Source organism: Flavobacterium sp. GSP6, assembly GCF_003984855.1.
Classification (GTDB): domain Bacteria; phylum Bacteroidota; class Bacteroidia; order Flavobacteriales; family Flavobacteriaceae; genus Flavobacterium.
In genome coordinates this window covers 1-24,043 of the sequence record NZ_RYDO01000008.1, presented here as the reverse complement: position 1 = coordinate 24,043, position 24,043 = coordinate 1, and the positions used below count along the sequence as shown (strand labels likewise).

Below are 24,043 nucleotides of genomic sequence, written 5' to 3'. Positions count from 1 at the left end.
ATTATGCAATTATTCTTTAACCCTACTATTACAGAATCCACGACAATTTTTTCTTTTGATAAAGAAGAAAGCAAACACATTATCAAAGTATTACGCAAGAAAGATACCGATATATTATTTGTAACCAATGGCTCAGGCTACTTATTTAAAACAGAAATAACACTGGCATCCGACAGTAAATGCACCGTTAAAATCCTTTCGTTCGAAAAAGCCCCAGTTGCAAAATTTCACATACATCTGGCTGTAGCGCCAACTAAAATGAATGACCGTTACGAATGGTTTTTGGAAAAAGCAACCGAAATAGGCATTCACGAAATCACACCTATTATTTGTGATCACTCAGAGCGAAAAGTTATCAATAATGAACGATTTGATAAAATTTTATTAGCTGCCATGAAGCAATCTAACGAATTATACCTGCCGAAATTAAATCAGGCCATATTGATGAAAGATTTTTTAAAACACAACTATGAAGGCCTTAAATTAATTGCCCATTGTGAGGAAACGGATAAAAAATCATTGAAATCCGTTTTGAAACCAAATGAAAATGTGACCCTACTAATAGGCCCTGAAGGTGATTTTTCAGAAAAAGAAATTGCATTGGCAATTGACAACAAGTACATTCCGGTTTCATTAGGAAATACAAGGCTACGAACAGAAACGGCAGCAATAGTGGCTTGTCACAGCATACACTTTGTCAATGAATAATAATAAAACGTGTTTGGATTGCTGAACAATCAAAAAAAAACAATGCACAAAATGGGTGCAAATAATAGAAATTGGCTATGAAAAAAATATTTTATTTACTCTTATTATTTTCGGTCGTTTCATTTTCGCAGGAAATTGCATTGTTAAAATACAGTGGTGGTGGCGATTGGTATGCAAACCCAACATCATTACCCAATTTGATAAAATACTGCAATGCAACTATAAATACCCAAATAAAAACAAAGCCAGCCACGGTTGAGCCTGCTAGTCCTGATTTATTTTCATACCCTTATGTGCATATGACCGGCCATGGAAATGTAGTTTTTAGTGCTGCTGATAGCAACAACCTTAAAAATTATTTGCTGGCTGGAGGATTTCTTCATATTGATGATAATTATGGAATGGACCAATACATCCGAAAAGAAATCAAAAAAATATTTCCAAATAATAGTCTAGTGGAAATTCCAGCGAGTCATGCCATTTTTCAAAAACCATTCTCGTTCCCAAACGGATTACCCAAAATACACGAACATGACGGTAAACGACCCCAAGCTTTTGGACTTTTTATAAGAAATAAATTAATACTGCTTTATACCTATGAATGCGATTTAGGAGATGGATGGGAAGATCCAGAAGTCAATAATGATCCAGCAGCGATTCGAGAAAAAGCATTAAAAATGGGGGCAAATATTATCAATTATATTTTTAATAATTAACACCGCTTACCAATAATTTATTTTGAGTAACAATCATCGTATAATGTCGTGTTTTACAATTAGACAACAAGAAGTAACAAATTGATTTTAAGATACTATTTTACATTTTTTTTGACTTTATGACTTTTGAACTTTCGAGTTCTGTAGCGCTATAATTCTTAATATCCTTCTTTGAAAGATGCCATCGCTAACAATCAAATAAAAAATACAGATTAGTATTAATTGTGAAAATAAATAGTTTGAAAAATCCACCATTACTTTCTTTTTTCAGAGGTAAAATTAGCATTAAAGAATCATTTAATAAGAATAATATTAATTACAATCTCCCTAAATATATTTTATTAAGACCAGAGGTAAATCAAGAACACGACAGCAGAAAGAGGCTACTAAAAAGTCATAATTGATATTTATTTCATGAAAAAATAGATATTTATTTTTTTTCATGAAATAATTGTTATAAAATTGTTAAATCATTAACCAAATCTATTAATTTATAACAAACTCGATTATGAAAAATTTTTTTTTACCCGTTGCTGCTCTTTTAATGCTTTTCTCTTGTCAAAATGATACAGCAGAAACAACTTCGGAAGCAAGCGCTGTATCTCAACGCGGTTGTGCCACTCAAGAAGTTCTTGCTGCACAAATGAAAGCTGATCCATCATTAGCCTTGAGAATGAATAAAATTGAAGCATTTACTGAAAAAGCAATGTTAGCCGGTCGATTAGTTAACGGTAAAGTAGAAATTCCTGTAGTTGTAAACGTTTTATACAGAACTGCGGCAGAAAACATAACTGATGCTCAAATTCAATCTCAAATAGATGTATTAAACGAAGATTTTAATGCTACTAATTCAGATTTCAGCAGTACTCCCGCTTTATTCTCTGGAGTTGCAGCAAATGTTGGTATTACTTTCGTTTTAGAAACAATAAATAGAAAATCTACTACTAAAACTTCATGGGGCACAAGAGATGCTATGAAAAAAACAAAACAAGGCGGTTTAGACCCTACTTCACCAACAACATCACTTAATATATGGGCTTGTACTATTGGTGGCGGTATCTTAGGTTATGCGCAATTTCCTGGCGGATCAACGGCTACTGATGGTGTTGTAGTTGATTCAAAATATTTTGGATTATCTGGATCAGGGGCTTATCCTTATAACTTAGGAAGAACAGCAACTCACGAAGTAGGACACTGGATGAATTTACGTCATATCTGGGGTGATGCAACTTGTGGAAGTGATTTAGTTTCTGACACACCTACACACAATACTGCTAATTATGGCGTTCCTGCTTATCCTCATTACAGCACATGCTCTGGAACTCCTGTAGAAATGACTATGAATTACATGGATTACACAGATGATAGGGGTATGTATATGTTCTCTAATGGCCAAAAATCAAGAATGGCTGCAATTTTTGTTGCAGGCGGAGCAAGAGCAGGTTTTGGAGTATAATTCCTAAATAAATTTATAAAATAAGCGACCTAAAAAGTCGCCTATTTTATTTATAAGCATTACGTGTTTATATTTCTTCATTACGATAAGTAACCTATTAACAGCATAAATTTTATTTAAATAGTCTTTACTGTTCTTATCCAAAAAGCAAGATTTAAATTATTTAATAAATAAGTAATCATAAAATTTTTTTTTAAATAAAAATTGTTATAAAATTGTGATATAATAAACCAAATCTATTAATTTATAACAAATTCATTATGAAAAAAATTCTTTTATCTGCTGTAGCATTATTAATGCTTTTTTCTTGTCAAAATGACACAACAGAAATTACTCCATCAGCTGATGCAGTTACAAAACGTGGTTGCGCATCTCAAGAAGTGTTAGCTGCCCAAATGAAAGCTGATCCGTCATTAGTTTTGCGAATGAATAAAATTGAAGCTTTTACCGACAAAGCAATGTTATCTGGTCGCTTAGTTAACGGTAAAGTAGAAATCCCAGTGGTCGTAAACGTTTTATACAGAACTACAGCTGAAAATATTTCGCTGGCACAAATCCAATCCCAAATTGACGTATTGAATAAAGATTTTAATGCTGCAAATTCTGATTATAATTCAGTTCCCGCAGCATTTTCAGGAGTAAAAGCAAATGTTGGAATTACATTCGTCTTACAAAGTGTAAAGAGAAGATCTACTACTATAACATCTTGGTCTACAGATGATTCTATGAAAAAATCAACAAATGGAATCGTTCCAACTACACCAACAACTGTATTAAACATGTGGTCTTGTAATCTTGGTGGCGGTATTCTAGGCTACGCACAATTTCCTGGAGGTGCATCGTCTACCGATGGAGTAGTAATGGATAACAATGCATTCGGTACTACCGGGACAGTAACAGCGCCATTTAATCTAGGAAGAACAGCAACTCACGAAGTAGGACACTGGATGAATTTACGTCACATTTGGGGTGATGCTACTTGTGGAAGCGATTTAGTTTCTGACACGCCTACGCACAATACTGCTAATTATGGTGTTCCTACCTACCCTCATTACAGTACATGCTCTGGTACTCCTGTAGAAATGACTATGAATTACATGGATTATACAGATGATAGAGGTATGTACATGTTCTCTAACGGCCAAAAATCAAGAATGGATGCAATTTTTGTTTCTGGTGGAGCAAGAGCGAGTTTCGGAATATAATTTTTAGTTTTTTAGAATTTAAAACTCGCTACTTGTTAGCGAGTTTTTTTTATCTTTAGCCCTTAATATAAAGATATGATTACGTCAAAAACCATTTCTAGCGGCATTATCCGTGCGCTACTTACCTTAGTGCTAGGTGCTTTAGTGCTGTTCTTTTTCTACCAAATTCAATCGGTGATAATTTATCTTGTAGTATCCTTTATATTCACAATGATTGGAAATCCTATTTTAGATTTTTTTAAACGGAGATTAAAATTTAATCATCTCTTTGCTACTATTACCACTTTGTTTATTTTTATACTGATTATATTTGGTTTCATAATGATGTTTATTCCTTTGATTTTATCCCAAGGACAAAATTTATCACTGCTCAACACAGCAGAAATTGAAAAAAATATAATTGAGTTAGCCAATCAGATCAGTGTGTTTTTGGAAAGTCATCAAATTGATTCCTCACAAATACTTAAGGAAGCCAACATTTCCTCTAAAATAAATTTTAATATCATTCCAAATTTTCTAAATGCTATTTTGGGAACAATCAGTAGTTTTGTTGTGGGACTGGCTTCGGTACTGTTTATTACTTTTTTCTTTTTAAAAGACCGATTAATGTTTCTTTTAGGAGTAAAAAAATTAATTCCCAATAGTCACGAATTTCAAATTTTAAATTCACTGGAAAAGATCAACCATTTACTATCGCGTTATTTTATTGGATTATTGCTTCAATTATTTATTGTGTTTCTTTTATACTTCATAGTCTTAGTCATTTTTGGTATTCCCGATGCAATTGTTATTGCTTTTTTATGTGCTGTATTGAATATTATCCCCTACATAGGTCCATTAATTGCATCGGTGTTAGCCGCAATTTTGACTATGATCAGCAATTTAGGTGGTGACTTCCAATCCGATATTTTACCTACGACAATTTACGTTCTTATTGGTTTTTGGATCGTTCAGATTATTGATAACAATTTATCCCAACCTATTATCTTTTCAAAAAGTGTCAGTTCACATCCCTTAGAAATATTTCTGGTTATCTTAATTGCCGGTTTTCTTTTTGGAATATTGGGAATGATTGTAGCCGTTCCATTGTATACAATAATTAAGGTGATAGGGAAAGAATTTTTTCCGGAAAATAAGATCATTCAATCATTAACTAAAGACCTTTAATTTTGGATTTAATGATTTTAAATCCTGAAGTACAAGTATTTATCAATGCTAACATTGGTACACACGTAGCAACATTAGCATTACAAAAAAATCCCTTTCCCAATGTGGATTGGATCACCATTTTGAACCAAATAGACGCTAAGACAAAAGCAAAAGATAAATTGCCACATTGGTTCTTGTCCCAAAACATCATTTATCCAAGCAAACTTTCAGTAGAACAAACGTCTTCTGAAAAAACAGCTTCTTATAAAGCTTCTATTGTTACTGGTGATCACTTAATCGATTTGACTGGAGGTTTTGGTGTGGATGATTTTTATTTTGCACAAAAAATAAAAGAAGTGGTTCATTGCGAAATTAATCCCGATTTATCTCAACTTGTAAAACACAATTTTGAGCAATTACGTGTTCCTAATATTACTTGTTATACCGGAGATAGTCTGGCAACCTTAACCGCTTTAAAAACAAACTGGGACTGGATTTATATTGATCCTTCCAGAAGAAATGATACCAAAGGAAAGGTATTCATGCTTAAAGATTGTTTGCCAAATGTTCCTGAAAATCTAACTTTTTATTTTAAAAATACAAATGCTATTCTCATAAAAACGGCTCCTATTCTTGATATTACTGCCGGACTAACGGAATTACAACACGTGAAACAAATTCATATTATAGCCGTTGAGAACGAAGTTAAGGAATTGTTATGGGAACTTCATGCAGCTTATTCCGGACCAATACGCATTAAAACTGTCAATATCCTCAAGGATAAAAATGAAACTTTTGATTTTATTTGGAATGAAGATGCTAGTTTTCCAAATTTCAACTTACCTCAAACCTATTTATACGAGCCCAATAGTGCTATTATGAAATCAGGTGGATTTGATGAAGTGGGATCCTTTTACAAAGTCAATAAACTACACAAGCATTCCCACTTATACACTTCCATGGACTTAATTCCCTTTCCGGGTCGTGTTTTTGAAATTCAAAATACATTTTCCTACAACAAAACAGCGATGAAATTTTTTTTAGAAAACAGTAAAGCCAATATCACAACTCGGAATTTTCCGGACAGTGTAGAAAGTATTCGGAAAAAATGGAAAATAAAAGACGGAGGAAATATATATAGTTTTTTTACAACTGATGAAAATAACCATAAAATAGTTTTAATTTGCACCAAAATATCATAAAAATGAAATTCATAATTACATTAACTTTCTTTTTCTTCAGTTTGAGTCTTTTTGCACAAAAACCATGTGATTACAGTGAAAACGTTACTGATTCAATAGGAACCTATAAATCAACTAAAGAATATATGATTAGTGAAAAAAAATTTGCCGGAAACTCCAGCTATATTTTCTATTCACTGGCTTTAACGGATGGATTACCAACCTTAAACATACAATTTATCCAAAAAAGCAAGGGATTTATAAAAGCGAATTGTTTTGATAAAAATTCAAAATTGTTTTTACAACTCAACAACGGAAAAATAATTACGTTAATACACACTGATCAAGAAGATTGTGGCACTTTGATTCGTGATGACAATGGATATGATAACCGGATCAATTCTGCAGCATTTATGTTTATGAAGGATAGTTTTGAAGAATTAAAAAGTTCTCCAGTTTCTATGATGCGCATCAAATATTTAACTGATACAGAGGATTTTATTATAAAAAAGGAATTTAAATCGGAATTAAACAACGAAATTTACTATCCGGAAACCTACTTTATAAATACGATAAAGTGTATCGAATAATAGTTTATTTACATTCCCATTTAGTATTAGAAATAGTGTCATTCAACCCTGATTTTACATTATAATGCCACCATTCCGAATCAAATGAATTAAAACCACTACTAATCATTGTTGTTTTCAGCAGGTTTCTATTTGCCTTTACTGTGTGCGAAACAGTAGGATAATCATGACTCGCTTCGACTCCAAAAAAATCAAAACCAGTACCCATATCTAATTCTTTTCCACTGCTGTTCACTAAAGTAAGGTCTACAGCTCCCCCTCTATTATGAATTGATCCCTTCGAGGGATTAGCCACGTACTTAGGATTAGGTACAATTTCCCACATTTTTTTCTGAATATCTAAAGGGCGATAGCAATCAAAAATTTTAATCTTATAGCCCTTTTCCATAAACTTCTCATTGGCTTCAACAAGTGCACGAATGGTTTTTAACCGCAAAAAACATTCTGCGCAATCATATACTTTTGCGTTCAGGAAATTGTCTGTTGTGGCGTATTTCATATCATACACAAAATCTTGACTGTATTCTTTCAAATTTACAAATAGCGTATCATTGCTAATTGGAATCTTTTTTTCGTCTGTTTTAGAAATCAAGTTTTGCGCTTGACAGCTAACAATACAAAAAAGAAAACTAACGAATACAAGTGCTTTGACAGTGAAAATCATGTGTTTATTTTTTATAAAAATAAGGTAAAAAATAGTGGTATCAATTATTCCCTATGAATTAATCCGTTCAGTAATCGTTTCAATTTTGAAAAAGCAATTGCATTTCCTTCAATTTCATTGTATAAAAAAGACAACTAAGATATCCTCTAAAACAAATAAGTCCTCTAAAATTACTTTTAGCGGACTTATTTGTTTTTCCTAATAGTGATCTAAATGCATAGTAAGACCCTGACTGTTTTAGAATTTTTTCGTGTTCTTAATTTAATTTGCTGTTTTTTCGGCTAAAGCCAAAATAAATGACCAATCCAATCAAAAGCCATATTCCAAAATAAATCCAGTTCCAAACACTCAATTCAGCCATCATGTACAAACAACAAATCAATCCCAATAGCGGTATCAAAGACAAATTTGATTTAAAAGACCAAACGGATAATCCAGCTAAAACAATCAAGAAAATCCACATTGGAATTTTGTGTTTAAATAAACTAAAACCGCTTTCATATTTCACTGCATCAGCAATTGGCAAACCCGCTATAACAGCAGCATATTTTGCCTCATCTTGTTGATACTGGCGCAATAAATGCTCTAAATCCGGCGTTTCATCAGTGCTGTTTTTAGCATCAATAGTGACTAAATAATTGTATACTTTTTGGGTTTCTTCTTTGTTTAACGAGGTGATGATAGCGGATGAACTGTTGATTTGAGTTTTATTGGTAATAAAATCCATTGTTCCTTTTTTATTGTAACCAAAAGCAAACACCAATCCCATAATAATCAAAACTGGCAATATGAATTTTGAATTTACATAAGGAGTTTTAAATTTTCCACGAGGTATATCGGTTCTGTTTTGTAACACTAAAACTCCGGCACAAACCAATACAAAAGCGAATAACGTTCCAATACTGCACAAATCTGTAACCAATGTTAAATTCAAAAATAAAGCGGGAACTGCTACTACAAACCCGGTAACAATTGTCGCATACGATGGTGTTTTGTATTTTGGATGTACTTTTGAGAAACGTTTTGGCAACAAACCATCACGACTCATACTCATCCAGATACGCGGTTGTCCCATTTGAAAAACCAATAAAACACTTGCCATAGCCACAACCGCACTCACGGCAATGATTCCGGACATCCATTTTAGGTCTAATTTTTCAAATACAAAAGCCAAGGGATCACCTACATTCAACTGGTCATAACGCACCATTCCGGTAAGTACCAGAGCAATGGCAATATATAAAACGGTACATATTATTATGGCCCACATCATTCCTTTAGGCAAATCACGTTGTGGATCTTTGCATTCCTCAGCCGTTGTCGAGATGGCATCAAACCCAATGTAAGCAAAAAACACTGCTGAAACTCCTTTTAAAACTCCTGTAACACCATTAGGCGCAAAAGGATCCCAATTTGCAGTATCCACATAGAAAACACCAACCGCTATGACTAAAAGAACAATACATAATTTGACAACCACCATGATATTACTCGCATTTCGAGATTCTTTCATTCCGCGGTAAATCAATGCCGTAATCAAAACAATAATCAGTAGTGCAGGAAGATCTGCCACAAAATGAAACGATCCAATAACCGGCGAAGTCGTCCAGGCTGTATAAGCATCCTGTAAAGCAGGACTTAAGTTTGCAAATTCTTTGCCACCTTGCATTAGCGCAATGGCATCGTCAAAACCTCTGGAAGCGGACAAAAAATCCATTTGAACCCATTGTGGTAAGTGAAGCCCGCCACTTTCAAGTAAACCCGTAAAATAGTCACTCCACGATATGGCGACCGTTATATTCCCCACAGAATATTCCATTATCAGCGCCCAACCAATAATCCAGGCTATTATTTCTCCAAAAGCCACATACGAATACGTATAAGCACTTCCGGAAACGGGAACCATCGATGCAAATTCAGCATACGCAAAAGCAGCAAAACTACAGGCTATAGCAGTAAACAAGAACAAAAAGATAACTGCAGGCCCTCCATCAGAACTAGCTTTACCAATCGTACTGAAAATTCCGGCTCCTACAATTGCGGCGATACCAAATGCTGTTAAATCACGCGCCGTTAAATGTTTTCCTAATGCATTATGGCCATCGGCATCTCTTTTTTCAACCTGTTTTAAAATATCTTGTACTGTTTTTTTTCTAAATAAACTTGAAGATGCCATAAACTAAACTTTATCATTAAAAATTAATAAACTGTAAATTGTATGCTATAATTATGAAAATAGTTCAAATTATCTTCAAAATTCAAAAGTATAAAACAATTTTAATTAATGGAGTTTCTCTAACTATTTTTTTATTTATTTTTTATAAAAGTTAAATCAATTTTTTTTTATAGTAAATAAGTCAAATTTTGCTATTCATCTAATTAAAAAATAATTTTAAAATCAGCTGCAATTATTATTTCAACCAGCTTTTTAGAATCGTGACCGGATGCAAGGCTTTTCTACTGGTACCATCAAAAATCTGATGGCGGCAACTAGTTCCTGCTGCTGCGATAGCCACTGTTGCATCAGTAGCTCTTATTTTTGGGAACAAGGTGTCTTCTCCCATTTGCATGCTGATTTCATAATGTTCTTTTTCATAACCAAAAGAGCCAGCCATACCACAACATCCCGAATTATAAATCGTAACTGAACTATTTTTAGGGACATTCAACATTACAAAAGTTGCTTCCATAGTACTCAATGACTTCTGGTGACAATGTCCGTGAATTTTTATTGTTTTTGCAACATCAGAAAATTGTTCTGGATGAATTTTACCTTTTGTAATTTCATTTTTAAAAAACTCTTCAATCGTAAATACATGTTGTGCTAATTTTTCAGCACCTTCCTTATCGTCAGCCAATCGAATGTATTCATCTCTAAAGGTCAATATTGCTGAAGGTTCTATTCCTATCAACGGAAAATCAGTAGTAACATAATCCGAAAAAACAGTTACGTTTATGTTTGCGATTGCTTTGGCTTCTTCCAGAAAACCTTTAGAGATAAAAGCCCTTCCGCTTTCCTCATGATCCACCATAATTACTTCATATCCTAATGCTGTCAATAACTCGTACGCATCAATGCCTACTGAAACATCATAAAAATTAGTAAATTCATCACAAAACAAACATACTTTTCCGTTTACAAAAGAATCACTTGGTGCTTGATTCCAATTTTTCTCATACCATTTTCTAAAGGTTTGCTGAGCCAAAGGCGGTACTTCTCTTTTTGAGGCAATTCCCATGGTTTTTTTTACCAAAGGCAAGTTCAGCATGAAATTCGTAAACTTTGGAGTGATACTCCCCAGTCCATTCAATTTCGCATTAAAAGCAAATACTTTATTGCGCCATGAAAATCCATTCGCTTTTTGATAGTGGTACAGAAACTCTGATTTCATTGCTGCCACATCCACATTACTGGGACATTCACTGGCACAAGCCTTGCAGCTCACACACAACTCAAATACCTTATATAATTCTTCATGATCGAACTTATTGTCTTTTTCTGAATGCGTCAAATATTCCCGCAGCGCATTGGCTCTGGCGCGCGTCGTATCTTTTTCATTCCGCGTGGCGCGATAGCTAGGACACAAGGTTCCTCCGGCCGAAGGTAATTTTCTGCAATCACCAGAACCATTACATTTTTCCGCAGCACGCAAAATCCCCATACTATCAGAGAAATCCTGAATAGTTTGTATTTCCGGTTCTACTCTCCCCGCTTCCATCCGAAGGTTTTCATCCATTTTGAAAGCGTTTACAATTTTTCCCACATTCAAAATGGTGTTGGGGTCAAAAGCATGTTTGATTCTTTTCAATAATTCATAATTCTGTTCTCCAATCATAAAAGGTAAAAACTCTCCACGAACAATACCGTCCCCATGTTCCCCGCTCAAGGAACCTCTGTATTTTTTGACTAAAACAGCCACTTCGGTTGCGATGTTTCTAAATTGGTGTATCCCTTCTTTTGTTTTCAAATTCAAAACCGGACGCAAATGCAATTCTCCTGCACCGGCATGCGCATAATAAATAGCACTTTGACCATGACGCTCCATCATTGCGGAGAATTCAGCAATATAATTAGGCAAATCACTCAATTCAACAGCGGTATCTTCAATAGAATCTGCCGCTTTATTGTCGCCAACAATACTGCCTAAAAGTCCAAGACCTGCTTTTCTCAGCTCATTTACTTTATCAATATCTGCTCCGTAAATTTTTGGCAAAGCATACCCAAAATTATTTCGTTCTAAATCGGAAATCAAAGCATTGGCCTGTAATTCAGCATCTTCCATACTGTGATACGAGGCTACTTCAAGCATGATAACCGCTTTTGGTTCTCCTTGAATGAAAAATCTATTTTTAGCCTGTTCCCGGTTGGTTTTGGTACAATCTAATATGGTGTCATCCATCATTTCACAAGTGTACAAATGGTGTTTCATTGCGGTAACCACAGCTTCTAAACTTTCCTGAATGGTATGAAAATGGGCCACTATCATCACATTATTTGTTGGCGGTAGCGGATCTACTTTCAGCGTAATTTCAGTGGTAAATGCTAAAGTTCCTTCGCTTCCACAAAGGAGTTTTCCTAGATTTATAGTGCTTTCGGTTCCTCCAAAAAGTTCCGATTTCAATACTAAATCAACTGCATATCCGGTGTTTCTTCTGTGAATTTCAGGTTTCGGAAATTCTTTTGTAATCTCTTTTTGGTTTTCTGTGTTCGAAAGTTCCTCATAAATAGTCTTGTAAATAGAACTTTCAAGCGTGTTCCCTTTTGTTTTTTCAATGAATTCAGCAGAAGTCATTTCTTTAAATACTGCCGAACTTCCATCACTCAAAACTGCTTTAATTTCCACAATTTTATCTCGGGTAACTCCGTACCGAATTGATGTAGTTCCAGATGAATTATTGCCTACCATTCCGCCTATCATACAACGATTGGAAGTCGAAGTATTGGGGCCAAAAAACAATTCGTGCGGTTTTAAATATAAATTCAGTTCATCCCGAATTACTCCTGGTTGTACGGTAACGGTTTTTTTAATAGAATCAAAAGCGACAATTTTCGTAAAATGTTTCGAAACATCCACGATTATTCCACTACCTACAGTTTGACCTGCCAATGATGTTCCGGCAGTTCTAGGCGTAATTGAAATTTTATTTTTTGCTGCAAAGCGAATAATTTTTACAATATCTTCCTCTGATTTTGGAATCGCTACAGCAAGTGGCAGGATCCTGTAGGCCGAAGCGTCAGTGGCATACAATGTTTTATGAAGGTCATCATATAAAAGAATGCCTTCTAATGATTGAGATAGTTCTTGTAACGGAGGCGTAATTGACATATTGTGGAGTGAATTGCTGTTATTTTCACAAATATAAATATATAGTGGTGTATACTTTAAAAACTAATAAGAAATATTCAAATCCTTTTATTATTTAAGGTAAAGTATTCTTTAATGTTATTTTGAAAAAACGGCAAAGAAATTGCGCTGATAAAAAAAGTCGAATTTTAAACCCATTTTATCGGGTAAATTTCACTAAAAAAACTATTTTTGAATACTTTATAAACAATACTCTAATGAAAAATCGCAAGCACACTCTTTTGCTTATTTTATTCTTTTTACTATCTTTTTCGATTGGTAACGCACAAACATCCGCTACAAATCCCAAAAATGAATTTAGAGCCGTTTGGATTGCTACAGTGGTGAATATTGACTGGCCTAAAATGAGTACTGATAATGTTGCCAAACAAAAAGCAGATTATATTGAGATTTTAGAGGCTTATAAAAAATTAAATTATAATGCAGTCATTGTTCAGATTCGAAGTGTTGGTGATGCTTTTTATCCAACCCAATTAGCACCTTGGTCCCGATTTTTGACCGGTAAAGAAGGACAGGCACCAAAACCTTATTTTGACACCTTAGCGTGGATGATTGCTGAAACGCATGCCAGAGGTTTTGAATTTCATGCTTGGATGAATCCATACCGAGCCACAATGGATTACAATACTGCACTTTTAAGTCCTCAACACGATTTTTTTAAATATCCCGAATGGATGATAAAATATGGTGGTAAATACTATTACAATCCTGCTTTGCCTGAAGTTCAAAATCATTTGACAGCTGTCGTGGAAGAAGTCGTTACAAATTATGACATTGATGCCATTCATTTTGATGATTATTTTTATCCGTATAAAATAAAAGGCGAATTATTTGACGACACTGATTCTTTCAAAAAATATGGAGATGGATTGGATTTAGCGGATTGGAGACGTAAAAATGTGAATGATTTTGTAAAAAGTGTTTCAATATCGATCAAAAAAATCAAACCGTGGGTGCAATTTGGCATCAGCCCATTTGGTGTCTGGAGAAATAAATCAGTAGATCCAAGAGGTTCCGAAACGGAATCTGGGCAAACTAATTACGATGATTTATTTGCTGATCCGTTAGCGTGGATGGAAAACAAGTGGATTGATTACCTTGTTCCGCAGCTATACTGGAGTATGGATCACCCTAAAGCTTCCTATTCGAAATTGTTGCGTTGGTGGTCTGAAAATTCAACAAATACGGCAATCTATATTGGTAACGGATCATACAAAATCAATACCGACTCTGACAAAAGATGGAATAATCCATACGAAATCCCCAACCAAATAGACATTACCAGATCATATAAAAATATTCAGGGTAATGCTTTTTTTAGTGCCAAATCATTTTTAAACAAAAATCAAAGTGTGACTCGATTACTGGAAAACAACCAATACAAATATCCTGCACTTCCTCACGTTGTTCCAAATTTTGTCAAAAAAGTAATCGCTGTTCCAAGGGCAAACGCACTGGTTAAAAATTCGATTTCTTCTAGTTTTTATGTTCCTTATCCTGAAAATAGTCAAGTGCGTTATGTGATGGTTTATGGATCTACATCTGAAACACAAATTGATGTGAATGATCCGAGCCAAATCATCAACAAAATTGCTTTCAATGAGAAAAACCCAGTTGAAATAGTAATTCCTACTTATAAATTAGATAAAAATAATTCCTGCGCCATTACATTCATCGATTTTTATGGCAATGAAAGTGAAGCTGCTTTTGTCAATTTTACGCTATAATTTTAATTGAATATAATTTGCCTTAAATGAAAACAGACAATAGACCCTGGTATTGGATTCCCGTTTTAAACTTTGCTTCAGGCTTGCCGTATGCTATTATTATTTCGGTTTCGGTAATAATGTATAAAAACCTAGGAATCAACAATGAGGATATTGGTATATATACCAGTTTACTATATTTACCATGGGTAATCAAACCGCTGTGGAGCCCTTTTATTGACCTCTATTCGACTAAAAGAAAATGGTTTTTGAGCATGCAATTACTGATTGCAGTTGCATTTTTGATTGTGGGTTTGACCATTCCTATGAATAATTTTTTCATGCTAAGTCTAGCTGTTTTTTGGATGGCGGCATTTGCATCAGCCTCTAATGATGTGGCCAGTGATGGCTTTTACATGTTGGCTTTAGAGAAAGACCAACAATCCTTTTTCCTTGGAATCCGGAGTACATTTTACAGACTTTCTATGCTTACCGGAAACGGATTAATTGTAGTTATTGCTGGTTATCTGGAACAGGAATATGGAGACAAACAAAAAGCATGGTCCTACACCATGGTAATTGTAGGATTAATTATGACGGTAATTACCATTTACAATTATTTTTCGACTCCAAAAATTGAAACAAAAATTGCAGAGGCAAAAACGGAATCAGTCCCAAATAAAAGCTTCGGAGTTGTTTTTGCTACTTTTTTTCAAAAGAAACAAATTGGTTTAGTTTTGGCTTTCATTTTATTATTCAGATTAGGAGAATCTCAGTTATTAAAAATGTTAACTCCTTTTTTAATAGATCCTATAACTGCAGGAGGCATGGGCTTAACCACACAGGATGTTGGCGTTATCTATGGGACTTTTGGCGTGATTTCGCTTACTTTGGGCGGTATCTTAGGCGGTATTGCCATTTCCAGAGATGGATTAGGAAAATGGATGTTACTCATGATTTTAGCCATGCACTTACCTATAATAGGATTCATACTATTATCCCATTTTCATCCTGGTTCCGTTTTCTATATTTATGCGACGGTGATTGCGGAACAATTTGGTTATGGTTTTGGTTTTGCGGCTTTCATGATGTACTTGATTTATGTGGCTGATGGCGAATCAAAAACCTCTCACTACTCTATTGCAACCGGATTTATGGCGTTAGGAATGATGCTTCCGGGAATGTTGAGCGGATTTATTCAAGACTATTTGGGCTATGGAAATTTCTTTATTTGGGTGTTTTTGGCAACCATCCCTGGATTAATTTTATCCCGCTTTTTGATTTTTCCTGCCGATTTCGGTAAGAAAACAGAACAAGAATAAACAAACTAGCTTTTTTTAAACATATAAGTCATATAAGTTTATTTAAGAAAGTAAGACTCTCTTAAAAATAACTGTTTTTTCACAACCCTTTTATATAATTATTTATTCTGTGTAATTTGACTTACGTGACTTATTTGTTTAAAATTAACATCATATTCATTTTATAATGACAATAGAACAAAAAATAGGACAATTTTTCTTCCCAGCCGTTTTCATCAATGATACTGAGGAAAACATTCAGGCTACCGAACGATTAATAAAAGAGCACAATATAGGTGGATTGACTTTTTTTCACAGTAGAGCTAGTGCTGCGACGAATTATGAAACTACAAAAAAAGTAGTCCTGAATGATGGTAGTTTTCAGCGTTTAAAAGAACTCATAATCAGATATCAAAATTGTGCTACGACTCCGTTATTAATGAGTATTGATGCCGAATGGGGATTGGCTATGCGCGTAGAAAAAACACCACAATATCCGTATGCGATTACCCTTGGCGCTTTGCCTGACAATAAAAAAAATCTGGTTTATGAAGTGGGCAAACAAATAGGTTTAGACTTAAAATCAGTTGGGATTCATTATAATTTATCGCCATTGGCGGATATCAATAACAATCCGAATAATCCTGTAATTGGCTACCGTTCTTTTGGTCAAGACAAAAAAAAAGTAACTGATTTTGCGCTGGAATATCTCAGAGGACTTAATGATACTGGTGTTTTAGGCTGTCTCAAACATTTTCCCGGACACGGAAATACTAATATTGATTCGCATTTGGGATTACCTATTTTAAAAGAAACTCTCGAAGAATTAGTAGCCAATGAACTGGTTCCGTTTATAAAAGGAATTGAGAACAAAGTCGATTCGATTATGATTGGCCATTTGGCAGTTCCTGCTTTGAACGAAGGAAAAAACACTTCGGCAACGCTGTCAAAATCCGTGATTGAAACCCTTTTGCGCAAGCAATTGGGCTATGATGGTTTAGTGATTTCGGATGCTTTGAATATGCACAGCGTTTCTAAATTATACGATCAAAAAGGGCAACTGGAATGGGAAGCTTTTAATGCTGGTAATGATATTTTGTGCTTTGCCGAAAACGTACCCGAAGGAATACAGGAAATCCTAAAAAACGCAACTCCGGAACGGATTGAAGCTAGCTTTAACCGGTTGTGGAAATGCAAACAAAAAGCAGGTATTATAGACGGAACTTCTAAATTACCGCATCTTTCCCGGAATGCTTTTGATTTTAAAACCACTTCTGAATTAAACTCAAAAATTGCTCAAAATTGCATTACTAAAATAAAAGACACCCGCAATACCGTTACACTTTTTGATGCAAAAAACAGAGCGAATCTAGCCAAAATAAGTCTGTATAAAAACACTGAAAATTCTTTTTTTAAAAATTTATCGGCCGCATTGCCTTGTCCTGAATTTTGCTATGAAAGAGGAGATACCATAGCCCTGAATGAATTAGATGAACTGCTACTTGATTTTGATACTATCCTTATTGCTTTGTTTGTTCCAAAAGCCAAACCAATGAATAATTTTGATATAGAGGATTTTGTATTGCAGTATTTAGAAAAATTATTTATTTCAAAAAAGTGTTTTTTATATGTCTTTGGAAACCCGTACGCATTACAGATAATTCCTAACTTAAGTGCTACTGCAGGAATCGTTCAAGTGTATCAGGATTTTTCGGAATTTCAAGAAACAGCAGCACACCAATTACTGGAAAACATGGAGTGTAAAGGAGCTCTGCCGGTGCAAATATCAACTATTGAATAGACTCATAAAATATTTGATTTTTTCTAAAAAGGACTACGGATTGTGAAAAATAGCCAAAAAATAAATTCCGAAATATTTTAAATCCCGAATGGTTTAATTTGAAAGTTCTACTAATAAAATCTACAAAAAACCAAAACTGATAGAGCAGCCACTTTAGGATATAAGGCTTTTTTTTATCTATATTGCACATCCAAACACTATAGAATGGATATAAAAATCAACAAAAATAAAGAATTATCAATAGGACAAGCGTTGGTTCCTGTTCTAGCGCTCATCATGCTGCTAGGTTTTAATGTATTCGTTTACGGTGATGATGCTTTGAGCGGAAGCAATCAATTTGTACTCTTGCTGGGTGGAGCTGTTGCAGCAATTATAGGTTTTTTTAATAAGGTTACCTATCAAAAAATGATTGATGAAGTGGCCGAGAACATCAAATCAACCGTAGGCGCTATCCTGATCTTACTTATGGTTGGAGCATTAGCGGGAACTTGGTTGGTAAGTGGCATTATTCCTTCGATGATTTATTATGGGTTACAAATTTTGAGTCCAACGGTATTTTTGCCTGCTACATTGCTAATTTGTTCTATAATTTCTATTGCTACCGGAAGCTCCTGGACCACCAGTGCTACGGTAGGTATAGCATTAATTGGTGTTGGTGGCGCATTGGGTTTTGATTTAGGAATGGTTGCAGGGGCCGTTATTTCCGGAGCCTATTTCGGAGACAAATTATCGCCCATGTCAGACACAACAAACCTCGCCCCTGCTATGGCCGGAACCGATTTGTTTACGCACATCAGATATATGATGATAACAACAATTCCTACGTATATTATTACTCTAATTTTGTTTATTATTCTGGGTTTGACAGTGGATATTAAAGGAAATGTGGATATAAAAACACTGCTGAATGATATTGAAAGTTCTTTTACTGTTTCGGGATGGTTATTTATAGTTCCCGCTATTGTTATTGGATTAATCATAAAAAAAACAGAACCGCTAATTGCTCTTTTAGCAGGAACTCTTCTGGCTGCTGTATTTGCAATTCTATTTCAACCTCACATCATCAATCAAATTTCTGGTGTCAACAACATGACTTTACAATCCGGTTACAGAGGAATAATGGATGCCATAACAACTAAAGTAAGCATTCCTACTACAAATGAAACCCTTGCGGATTTATTTACTTCTGGAGGAATGCAAAAAATGCTGGGAACTATATGGTTGATTCTTTGCGCAATGGTTTTTGGTGGCATTATGGATGCAATTGGCGCATTGGCAACAATTAGTAAAGCCCTCTTAAAATTAGCACACACCACTTTTGGTTTATTTGCGTCTACCGTAGGAAGCTGTTTGGCATTAAACATTACAGCTTCGGATCAATATTTAGCCATTGTAGTTCCGGGTAAAATGTTTGCGAAAGCCTATAAAAATAAAGGTTTAGCCCCTGAAAACTTAAGTAGAACATTAGAAGACGCCGGGACTGTAACCTCGGTATTAATTCCTTGGAATACCTGCGGAGCGTACCAATCAGGAACATTAGGTGTGCCAACATTAGACTATCTTCCTTTTGCCTTTTTTAATCTTTTAAGCCCTTTTATGACTTTATTATTTGCTGCTTTCAACATAAAAATAAGACAATTACAAAGTGATGCAAACAATACATCTATCTAAATAAAAGTTATCATGTAACCACTAATTCTCATCATCGATTTAGAAAACATCAAAACCTAATTCTAGATTTAGAAATAAATAAGAAAATGCTGTAGCTGAAAGAATAAATGGAATATTAAAGCAGGAATTTATGATTGACAAATACAATCTAGATTTAAAAGTTATGAAGCAAATTGTAAAAGAATCAATCAGCATATACAATGAATTAAGACCTCATTATTCTAATTTCATGCTGACTCCAAACAAAATGCATTTACAAAATCAAATTAAAATGAGGACATATAAAACAAAAAACACTTACAAAAACGTTTTTGCAAGTGTTTAATTAAATATTTTTATCTAATAATCTGTATCGGTTATTCAGGACAAGACAACTTAATAACTTCGTTAGGTTTTAAAAAAACTATTGTTTCCCAATTAATACTTATATTCTCCTTAGTTACTTTGTTCAGAAGCCCAATTATCCATATAAGTTTCAAACACATTTAAAGGCACGGAACCAACCTGCAAAATGGCATCGTGAAACTTTTTGATTTCAAACTTGCTGCCTAAGCTTTTGATGTATTTAGCTTTCAATTCCGAAATTTTCAATTCCCCTGTTTTATAGGAAAGCGCTTGTCCTGGCATTGCCATATATCTTTCTGTTTCTGAAACAGAAGCTTGCTGCTCTCTTCCCCCTTTTTCCATCATGTATTGGATTGACTCTTCTCTTGTCATTATTCCGGTATGCAATCCAACGTCTGTCACTAATCGTATCGCTCTAAATAATTCTGATTTGTAGGCAGCCAATTTTTGATAAGGATCGGTGTACAATCCTAGTTCATCACCCAATGATTCGGCATACAAAGCCCAGCCTTCAGAAAAAACGGAATAGCCAGCAAATTTTCTGATTTTAGGCATGGATTGATTCTCTTGCTGTAAGGACAATTGAAAATGGTGCCCCGGAATTGCTTCATGTATAAAAAGATTGTCCATCCCCAACTTATTGAATTTAGTAGCGTCAACGATTGGAACATTAAAATAACCGGGTCTGCTACCGTCCGTTGTGCCTCTTTCATAATTGGCTGCCGACGTCGCCGCTTTAAATTTTTCAATTGCCTTCACCTCGAAGGCTGTTTTGGGAACAATATTGAATAATTTTTTCAGCTTCGGCTCTATGATGGGCAGGATGGCTCTGTAACTTTCCAATATTTCTTCGTCAGTGGTGAAAGGAAAAAAGGAGGGATCAGTCAGGGCATGATTGAAAAATGCAGTTCGGTCTCCCTGAAAGCCAATTTTTATCTTGAGGTCATCGATCTCTTTAGTAATCTGTTCCACCTCTCGAAGTCCCGTTTGGTAAATTTCATCCGGTGTTTGATTGGTAGTGGTGTTTACTCCAACAAAATATTCATACATTGCTTTTCCATTGGGCAAATCATTGTAGCCCGATGTGGTTCTGGATTTTGGCAAATAAACATTTTTTAAATAATCGGCCAGTTTTCGGTAAGTAGGGATTATTTTAGTGTTGATTGCCTTTTGATAGGCCAATCGTATCGCTTTCTTTTCTTTTGCAGAAAAGGAGCTTGGCATATTCCGAACGGGTTCATAAAAGATATTTTTAAGTGTATCTGTCGCAATTTGAGCTTCCAGCTGCGGAATCATTTTAATCACCAAGGCTTTGGGAAGTACCATTTTCATTGCAACGCCTTTGTTAAAATTAGCTATCGCAGTATCGGCCCATATCGTAAAACCATCAATTCGTTTGAGCCAGTTTTCATAATCTTTCGCTGTTTTAAATGGTTGAGAACTTTTTCCTGAACCAAGAGAAGGTAATGAACTGGGATAGCCCCTAAACTGGCTAAAGGGAATGTATTCAAGATGGAATGTTTCTCTTTCCAGGGCTTGCTTTATTTGGAGACTTACGATGTCGAAAGAAATTTTATCAAAAGAATTCAGCTTGTTTCTATCAAACGATGCTAATTGTTTTTGATACACGATGGTAAAGTCGTGTTGTTTTTTTAGGTAGGGTTCAGCGATATCGTTCGGAAATAAATCGTTGTACCTGTTGTCGCCTCTTTGTGTAGCTGTCAATGGGTTTAATAGCAAGCCTTCTTCGTAATAATTATCTAGAAATTTGCTGAATTTAGCATTGCTTGAGTTTTTTTGTGCCATTACAATTGTGCCGGTGAAAACAAAAAGCAGGACTGCTATTTTTCTAAGAAGAGATTTTAATTTATTCATATTAAGGATTATTTAGAAAATGATTTAATACTACACGCTTGATTAGTCTTTCGATTAAATGGCTGCTATTAGGGTATTTATGTTAATTTTTTTTTTCAATATGCTAATTTATGTTTTATTTTTTTAACTATTGCAATTATTTAGTTTGTCCTCAAAGCGCTATTATTTACAATACCATTTCCAGTTTGTACTTTAACTCAAAATAGTTTTGATTTACTTCTATTACTTTTATACCGGCTTCTTCAATAGCGGTTAATTCTTCTTTTTTTGATCCATCTGCATCAAAATAGAAGAGTATATTTTTATCACATTCTGTAAGTGTTTGTATTACTTTGTCTGCAAACATGTTTTTTACTTATAAAATTAGATGTGATCTAGCAATACTCTCTTTCATTTTATTCTCCACATTTGCGGCTTCAGCGAATTCGTACCATCTTTTCACAGCCTGATCAATTTGCTGGATGATAGTATTCGCCTTTTTTATATTCATTGATTTTGCTACTGTCAGTAAATCTTCTCTGGTAATATAGGTTCTCTTTCCATTAATACTTAAGTTATGCTGACTTACCCAATCACTATCAGGGCGATAGGCAAAACAAATATCATAAGCAGGAGAAAGTTCCCAATCACCCTCTTTCTTTAGTCGAAATGCAAAGTTTTTTGTATGGTCATCACAATTGCGTGCTATTACATTAAACACCATCCTTCTGTATAACTGTTCCGCTTGTGGATACGGTAGTTTTAATAAACGCATGGTTTGAAACAACTGTTCGTAACTAAAACTCGTTATTTGGTTAAAGTCATAGTGTTGCATTGCGCATAACGTTTGTATGTGGTGTTTTTGATCGCCATTTTCTCTATCAAAACGTTTCGTCATGAAATGCGCTCTACCATTTTCTTCGTATAAACGGCATTCCATCATTTCAATTCCGGCTGCTCTTGCCATCAGATAATAAGCCATTTCAATTCTACCATAGCCAGTACTTGCACCAAACTGCACATCGCTTACCGTATCAAGTTTGATTAACCAATGTTCAAATCCTTTTGGGGCATTTGTTTGTCCGGATTTTACCTGTCCTGTTTTTTCGTTATAGGCAATAATGGCTTTTGGACGAGCACCACCAGCTGAGGTTCCAATTTTAAGGATGTTCATCATGGCTTCTTGCTCGTTTTGGTTTAGATTGGCTGTAAAACCTTCTCTTTTGTACAGCATTTTTTGAGAGATGGCTACCAAGCTATCCACTTCTATATCAAAAGCTCTTTTATTGACATTAAATTGGGAAGGTTCAAATTCAAGCGCACCCATACCACGGGTTCCTATAAAGCAAAGCATTTCAACAGGGTTCATACTGTTTTCCGGTCGACCATTTTGGGCCAGCCAACTGTTAATTAATTGGTTTCCATAATCATCTGGCAATACATCTGCCAGCAATCCAGGAAGTCCTTTAAATGTTTTAATTTCTTTTAATTCTGTGAAAGTAAAAATACGTCCACGAGCATTATTGGCAGGCATTTTTAATGGGGCTAAATCCCAGTTTTTCGCCAAGAATTTTGCCTCATATTCAAAACTAGCTACTCCCGTTTCTGTATTCCAAGCAACAGCTCCCACCGTTTCATTCCATATTTTAACAAATGCCGTTGTTATCATTACCAATCTGATTTTTTATTAGAATCATTGTCACTGTTTCTCGCTCGTTGTCTTTTTTGCTGATCTAGTTTAGCTAACTCTATAGGACTTATTTGTTCTTGTATCTTGAAAACCTCCATAATATAGAGAAGGTCTAATACTCTTAATACTTGTAGCAAGGTTGGGACTGTTATTGTTCCCCCTTTTTCTAGTAAGCTGAGTGTAGAACGGCTTATATTTGCGGCTCCGGCAACCTCTTCCTGCGTTTTGTTCTGCGATAAGCGATGGTGTTTAACAAAAGCACCGATGGTTTGTGCTAAAGCGTTATCGCTCATTGCTATCCAGTTTATGTATGATGTATCATTCATAAAGTAGTTATTTATGATTTAATGACTGATGTGTCATACAAATATAGCTAATTTTAACGAAAAACTCAATAAATAACTTTAAAAGACTATTTCATTAAGAATGTTTTGGTCTTCATCTTCATCTAAAATTTCCATCGGTACATATTCTTCACAAAAGGATTTAAATTTGTCTTCCGAATTTTTATCCCAGAAAATGATTCTTTCTTGATTTAAAAGGCCTAAAACTTTTTTACATACTGGATATGCAAATAAAACCCGCAGTATTAGTTAAGCAACATTTTTAAAATTATTTTTCTGTTTCCAGAATTCTTCTA

The 24,043-nt window shown here is 34.7% G+C and carries 18 protein-coding genes and 1 pseudogene; 12 read left to right on the top strand and 7 right to left on the bottom strand.

What is annotated here, in order from left to right; translation table 11 throughout:
- Window positions 1–3 precede the first annotated feature (3 nt).
- From EKM03_RS09605 to EKM03_RS09575, 7 genes are all read left to right on the top strand, one after another.
- A complete protein-coding gene (locus tag EKM03_RS09605) occupies window positions 4–708 on the top strand; it encodes a 16S rRNA (uracil(1498)-N(3))-methyltransferase (RefSeq protein ID WP_126460036.1) in 705 nt (234 codons plus the stop codon).
- A gap of 77 nt (window positions 709–785) precedes the next feature.
- Window positions 786–1,424 (top strand): DUF4159 domain-containing protein, encoded by a 639-nt coding sequence (locus tag EKM03_RS09600; protein ID WP_126740280.1) that lies wholly within the window; start codon window positions 786–788, stop codon window positions 1,422–1,424.
- A 508-nt stretch (window positions 1,425–1,932) separates the two neighbouring features.
- Window positions 1,933–2,880 (top strand): zinc metalloprotease, encoded by a 948-nt coding sequence (locus EKM03_RS09595; RefSeq protein WP_126460042.1) that lies wholly within the window; start codon window positions 1,933–1,935, stop codon window positions 2,878–2,880.
- 260 nt (window positions 2,881–3,140) lie between these two features.
- Window positions 3,141–4,085, top strand: a complete 945-nt coding sequence (locus EKM03_RS09590; protein ID WP_126453317.1) for a zinc metalloprotease — start codon at window positions 3,141–3,143, stop codon at window positions 4,083–4,085.
- A 75-nt stretch (window positions 4,086–4,160) separates the two neighbouring features.
- Window positions 4,161–5,252 (top strand): AI-2E family transporter, encoded by a 1,092-nt coding sequence (locus EKM03_RS09585; protein WP_126460045.1) that lies wholly within the window; start codon window positions 4,161–4,163, stop codon window positions 5,250–5,252.
- 2 nt (window positions 5,253–5,254) lie between these two features.
- Window positions 5,255–6,436 (top strand): class I SAM-dependent methyltransferase, encoded by a 1,182-nt coding sequence (locus EKM03_RS09580; protein ID WP_126740278.1) that lies wholly within the window; start codon window positions 5,255–5,257, stop codon window positions 6,434–6,436.
- Window positions 6,437–6,438: 2 nt separating this feature from the next.
- Window positions 6,439–7,005, top strand: coding sequence for a hypothetical protein (locus EKM03_RS09575; protein WP_126460051.1), 567 nt, complete (start codon window positions 6,439–6,441; stop codon window positions 7,003–7,005).
- Between the two features lie 4 nt (window positions 7,006–7,009).
- On the opposite strand, the gene EKM03_RS09570 is transcribed toward EKM03_RS09575, so the two are convergent.
- The 3 genes from EKM03_RS09570 to EKM03_RS09560 form a co-directional block, all read right to left on the bottom strand.
- A complete protein-coding gene (locus tag EKM03_RS09570) occupies window positions 7,010–7,669 on the bottom strand; it encodes a M15 family metallopeptidase (RefSeq protein WP_126740277.1) in 660 nt (219 codons plus the stop codon).
- Window positions 7,670–7,925: 256 nt separating this feature from the next.
- A complete protein-coding gene (locus EKM03_RS09565) occupies window positions 7,926–9,845 on the bottom strand; it encodes an amino acid permease (RefSeq protein WP_126576282.1) in 1,920 nt (639 codons plus the stop codon).
- A gap of 235 nt (window positions 9,846–10,080) precedes the next feature.
- Window positions 10,081–12,996, bottom strand: coding sequence for an FAD-binding and (Fe-S)-binding domain-containing protein (locus tag EKM03_RS09560; RefSeq protein WP_126576283.1), 2,916 nt, complete (start codon window positions 12,994–12,996; stop codon window positions 10,081–10,083).
- A gap of 236 nt (window positions 12,997–13,232) precedes the next feature.
- Here EKM03_RS09560 and EKM03_RS09555 point away from each other — a divergent pair, with 236 nt between their 5' ends.
- From EKM03_RS09555 to EKM03_RS15485, 5 genes and pseudogenes are all read left to right on the top strand, one after another.
- Window positions 13,233–14,762 (top strand): glycoside hydrolase family 10 protein, encoded by a 1,530-nt coding sequence (locus tag EKM03_RS09555; protein WP_126740275.1) that lies wholly within the window; start codon window positions 13,233–13,235, stop codon window positions 14,760–14,762.
- Between the two features lie 26 nt (window positions 14,763–14,788).
- Entirely contained in the window at window positions 14,789–16,063 is a 1,275-nt protein-coding gene (locus EKM03_RS09550; protein WP_126740273.1) for an MFS transporter, read from the top strand.
- A gap of 166 nt (window positions 16,064–16,229) precedes the next feature.
- A complete protein-coding gene (locus EKM03_RS09545) occupies window positions 16,230–17,843 on the top strand; it encodes a glycoside hydrolase family 3 protein (protein ID WP_126740271.1) in 1,614 nt (537 codons plus the stop codon).
- 204 nt (window positions 17,844–18,047) lie between these two features.
- Window positions 18,048–19,514 carry a Na+/H+ antiporter NhaC gene (gene nhaC / locus EKM03_RS09540; RefSeq protein WP_126740270.1) on the top strand — a complete coding sequence of 489 codons (1,467 nt, stop codon included), beginning with the start codon at window positions 18,048–18,050 and terminating at the stop codon, window positions 19,512–19,514.
- 94 nt (window positions 19,515–19,608) lie between these two features.
- Window positions 19,609–19,839 (top strand): annotated as a pseudogene (locus EKM03_RS15485) (integrase core domain-containing protein); the annotation flags it as partial.
- 110 nt (window positions 19,840–19,949) lie between these two features.
- Here EKM03_RS15485 and EKM03_RS09530 read toward each other — a convergent pair.
- The 4 genes from EKM03_RS09530 to EKM03_RS09515 all read right to left on the bottom strand — a co-directional run bounded on the left by EKM03_RS09530 (window position 19,950) and on the right by EKM03_RS09515 (window position 23,729).
- Window positions 19,950–21,734, bottom strand: a complete 1,785-nt coding sequence (locus tag EKM03_RS09530; RefSeq protein ID WP_126460076.1) for a DUF885 family protein — start codon at window positions 21,732–21,734, stop codon at window positions 19,950–19,952.
- Window positions 21,735–21,900: 166 nt separating this feature from the next.
- Entirely contained in the window at window positions 21,901–22,080 is a 180-nt protein-coding gene (locus EKM03_RS09525; protein WP_126460079.1) for a hypothetical protein, read from the bottom strand.
- Between the two features lie 9 nt (window positions 22,081–22,089).
- The gene (locus tag EKM03_RS09520) at window positions 22,090–23,382 is read right to left on the bottom strand and encodes a type II toxin-antitoxin system HipA family toxin (protein WP_126562206.1); all 1,293 of its coding nucleotides are present in this window, start codon (window positions 23,380–23,382) and stop codon (window positions 22,090–22,092) included.
- Complete coding sequence (locus EKM03_RS09515) at window positions 23,382–23,729, bottom strand: helix-turn-helix domain-containing protein (RefSeq protein ID WP_126556010.1); 348 nt, start codon at window positions 23,727–23,729, stop codon at window positions 23,382–23,384. The genes EKM03_RS09520 and EKM03_RS09515 overlap by 1 nt, the downstream gene beginning before the upstream one ends.
- Window positions 23,730–24,043: the final 314 nt, after the last annotated feature.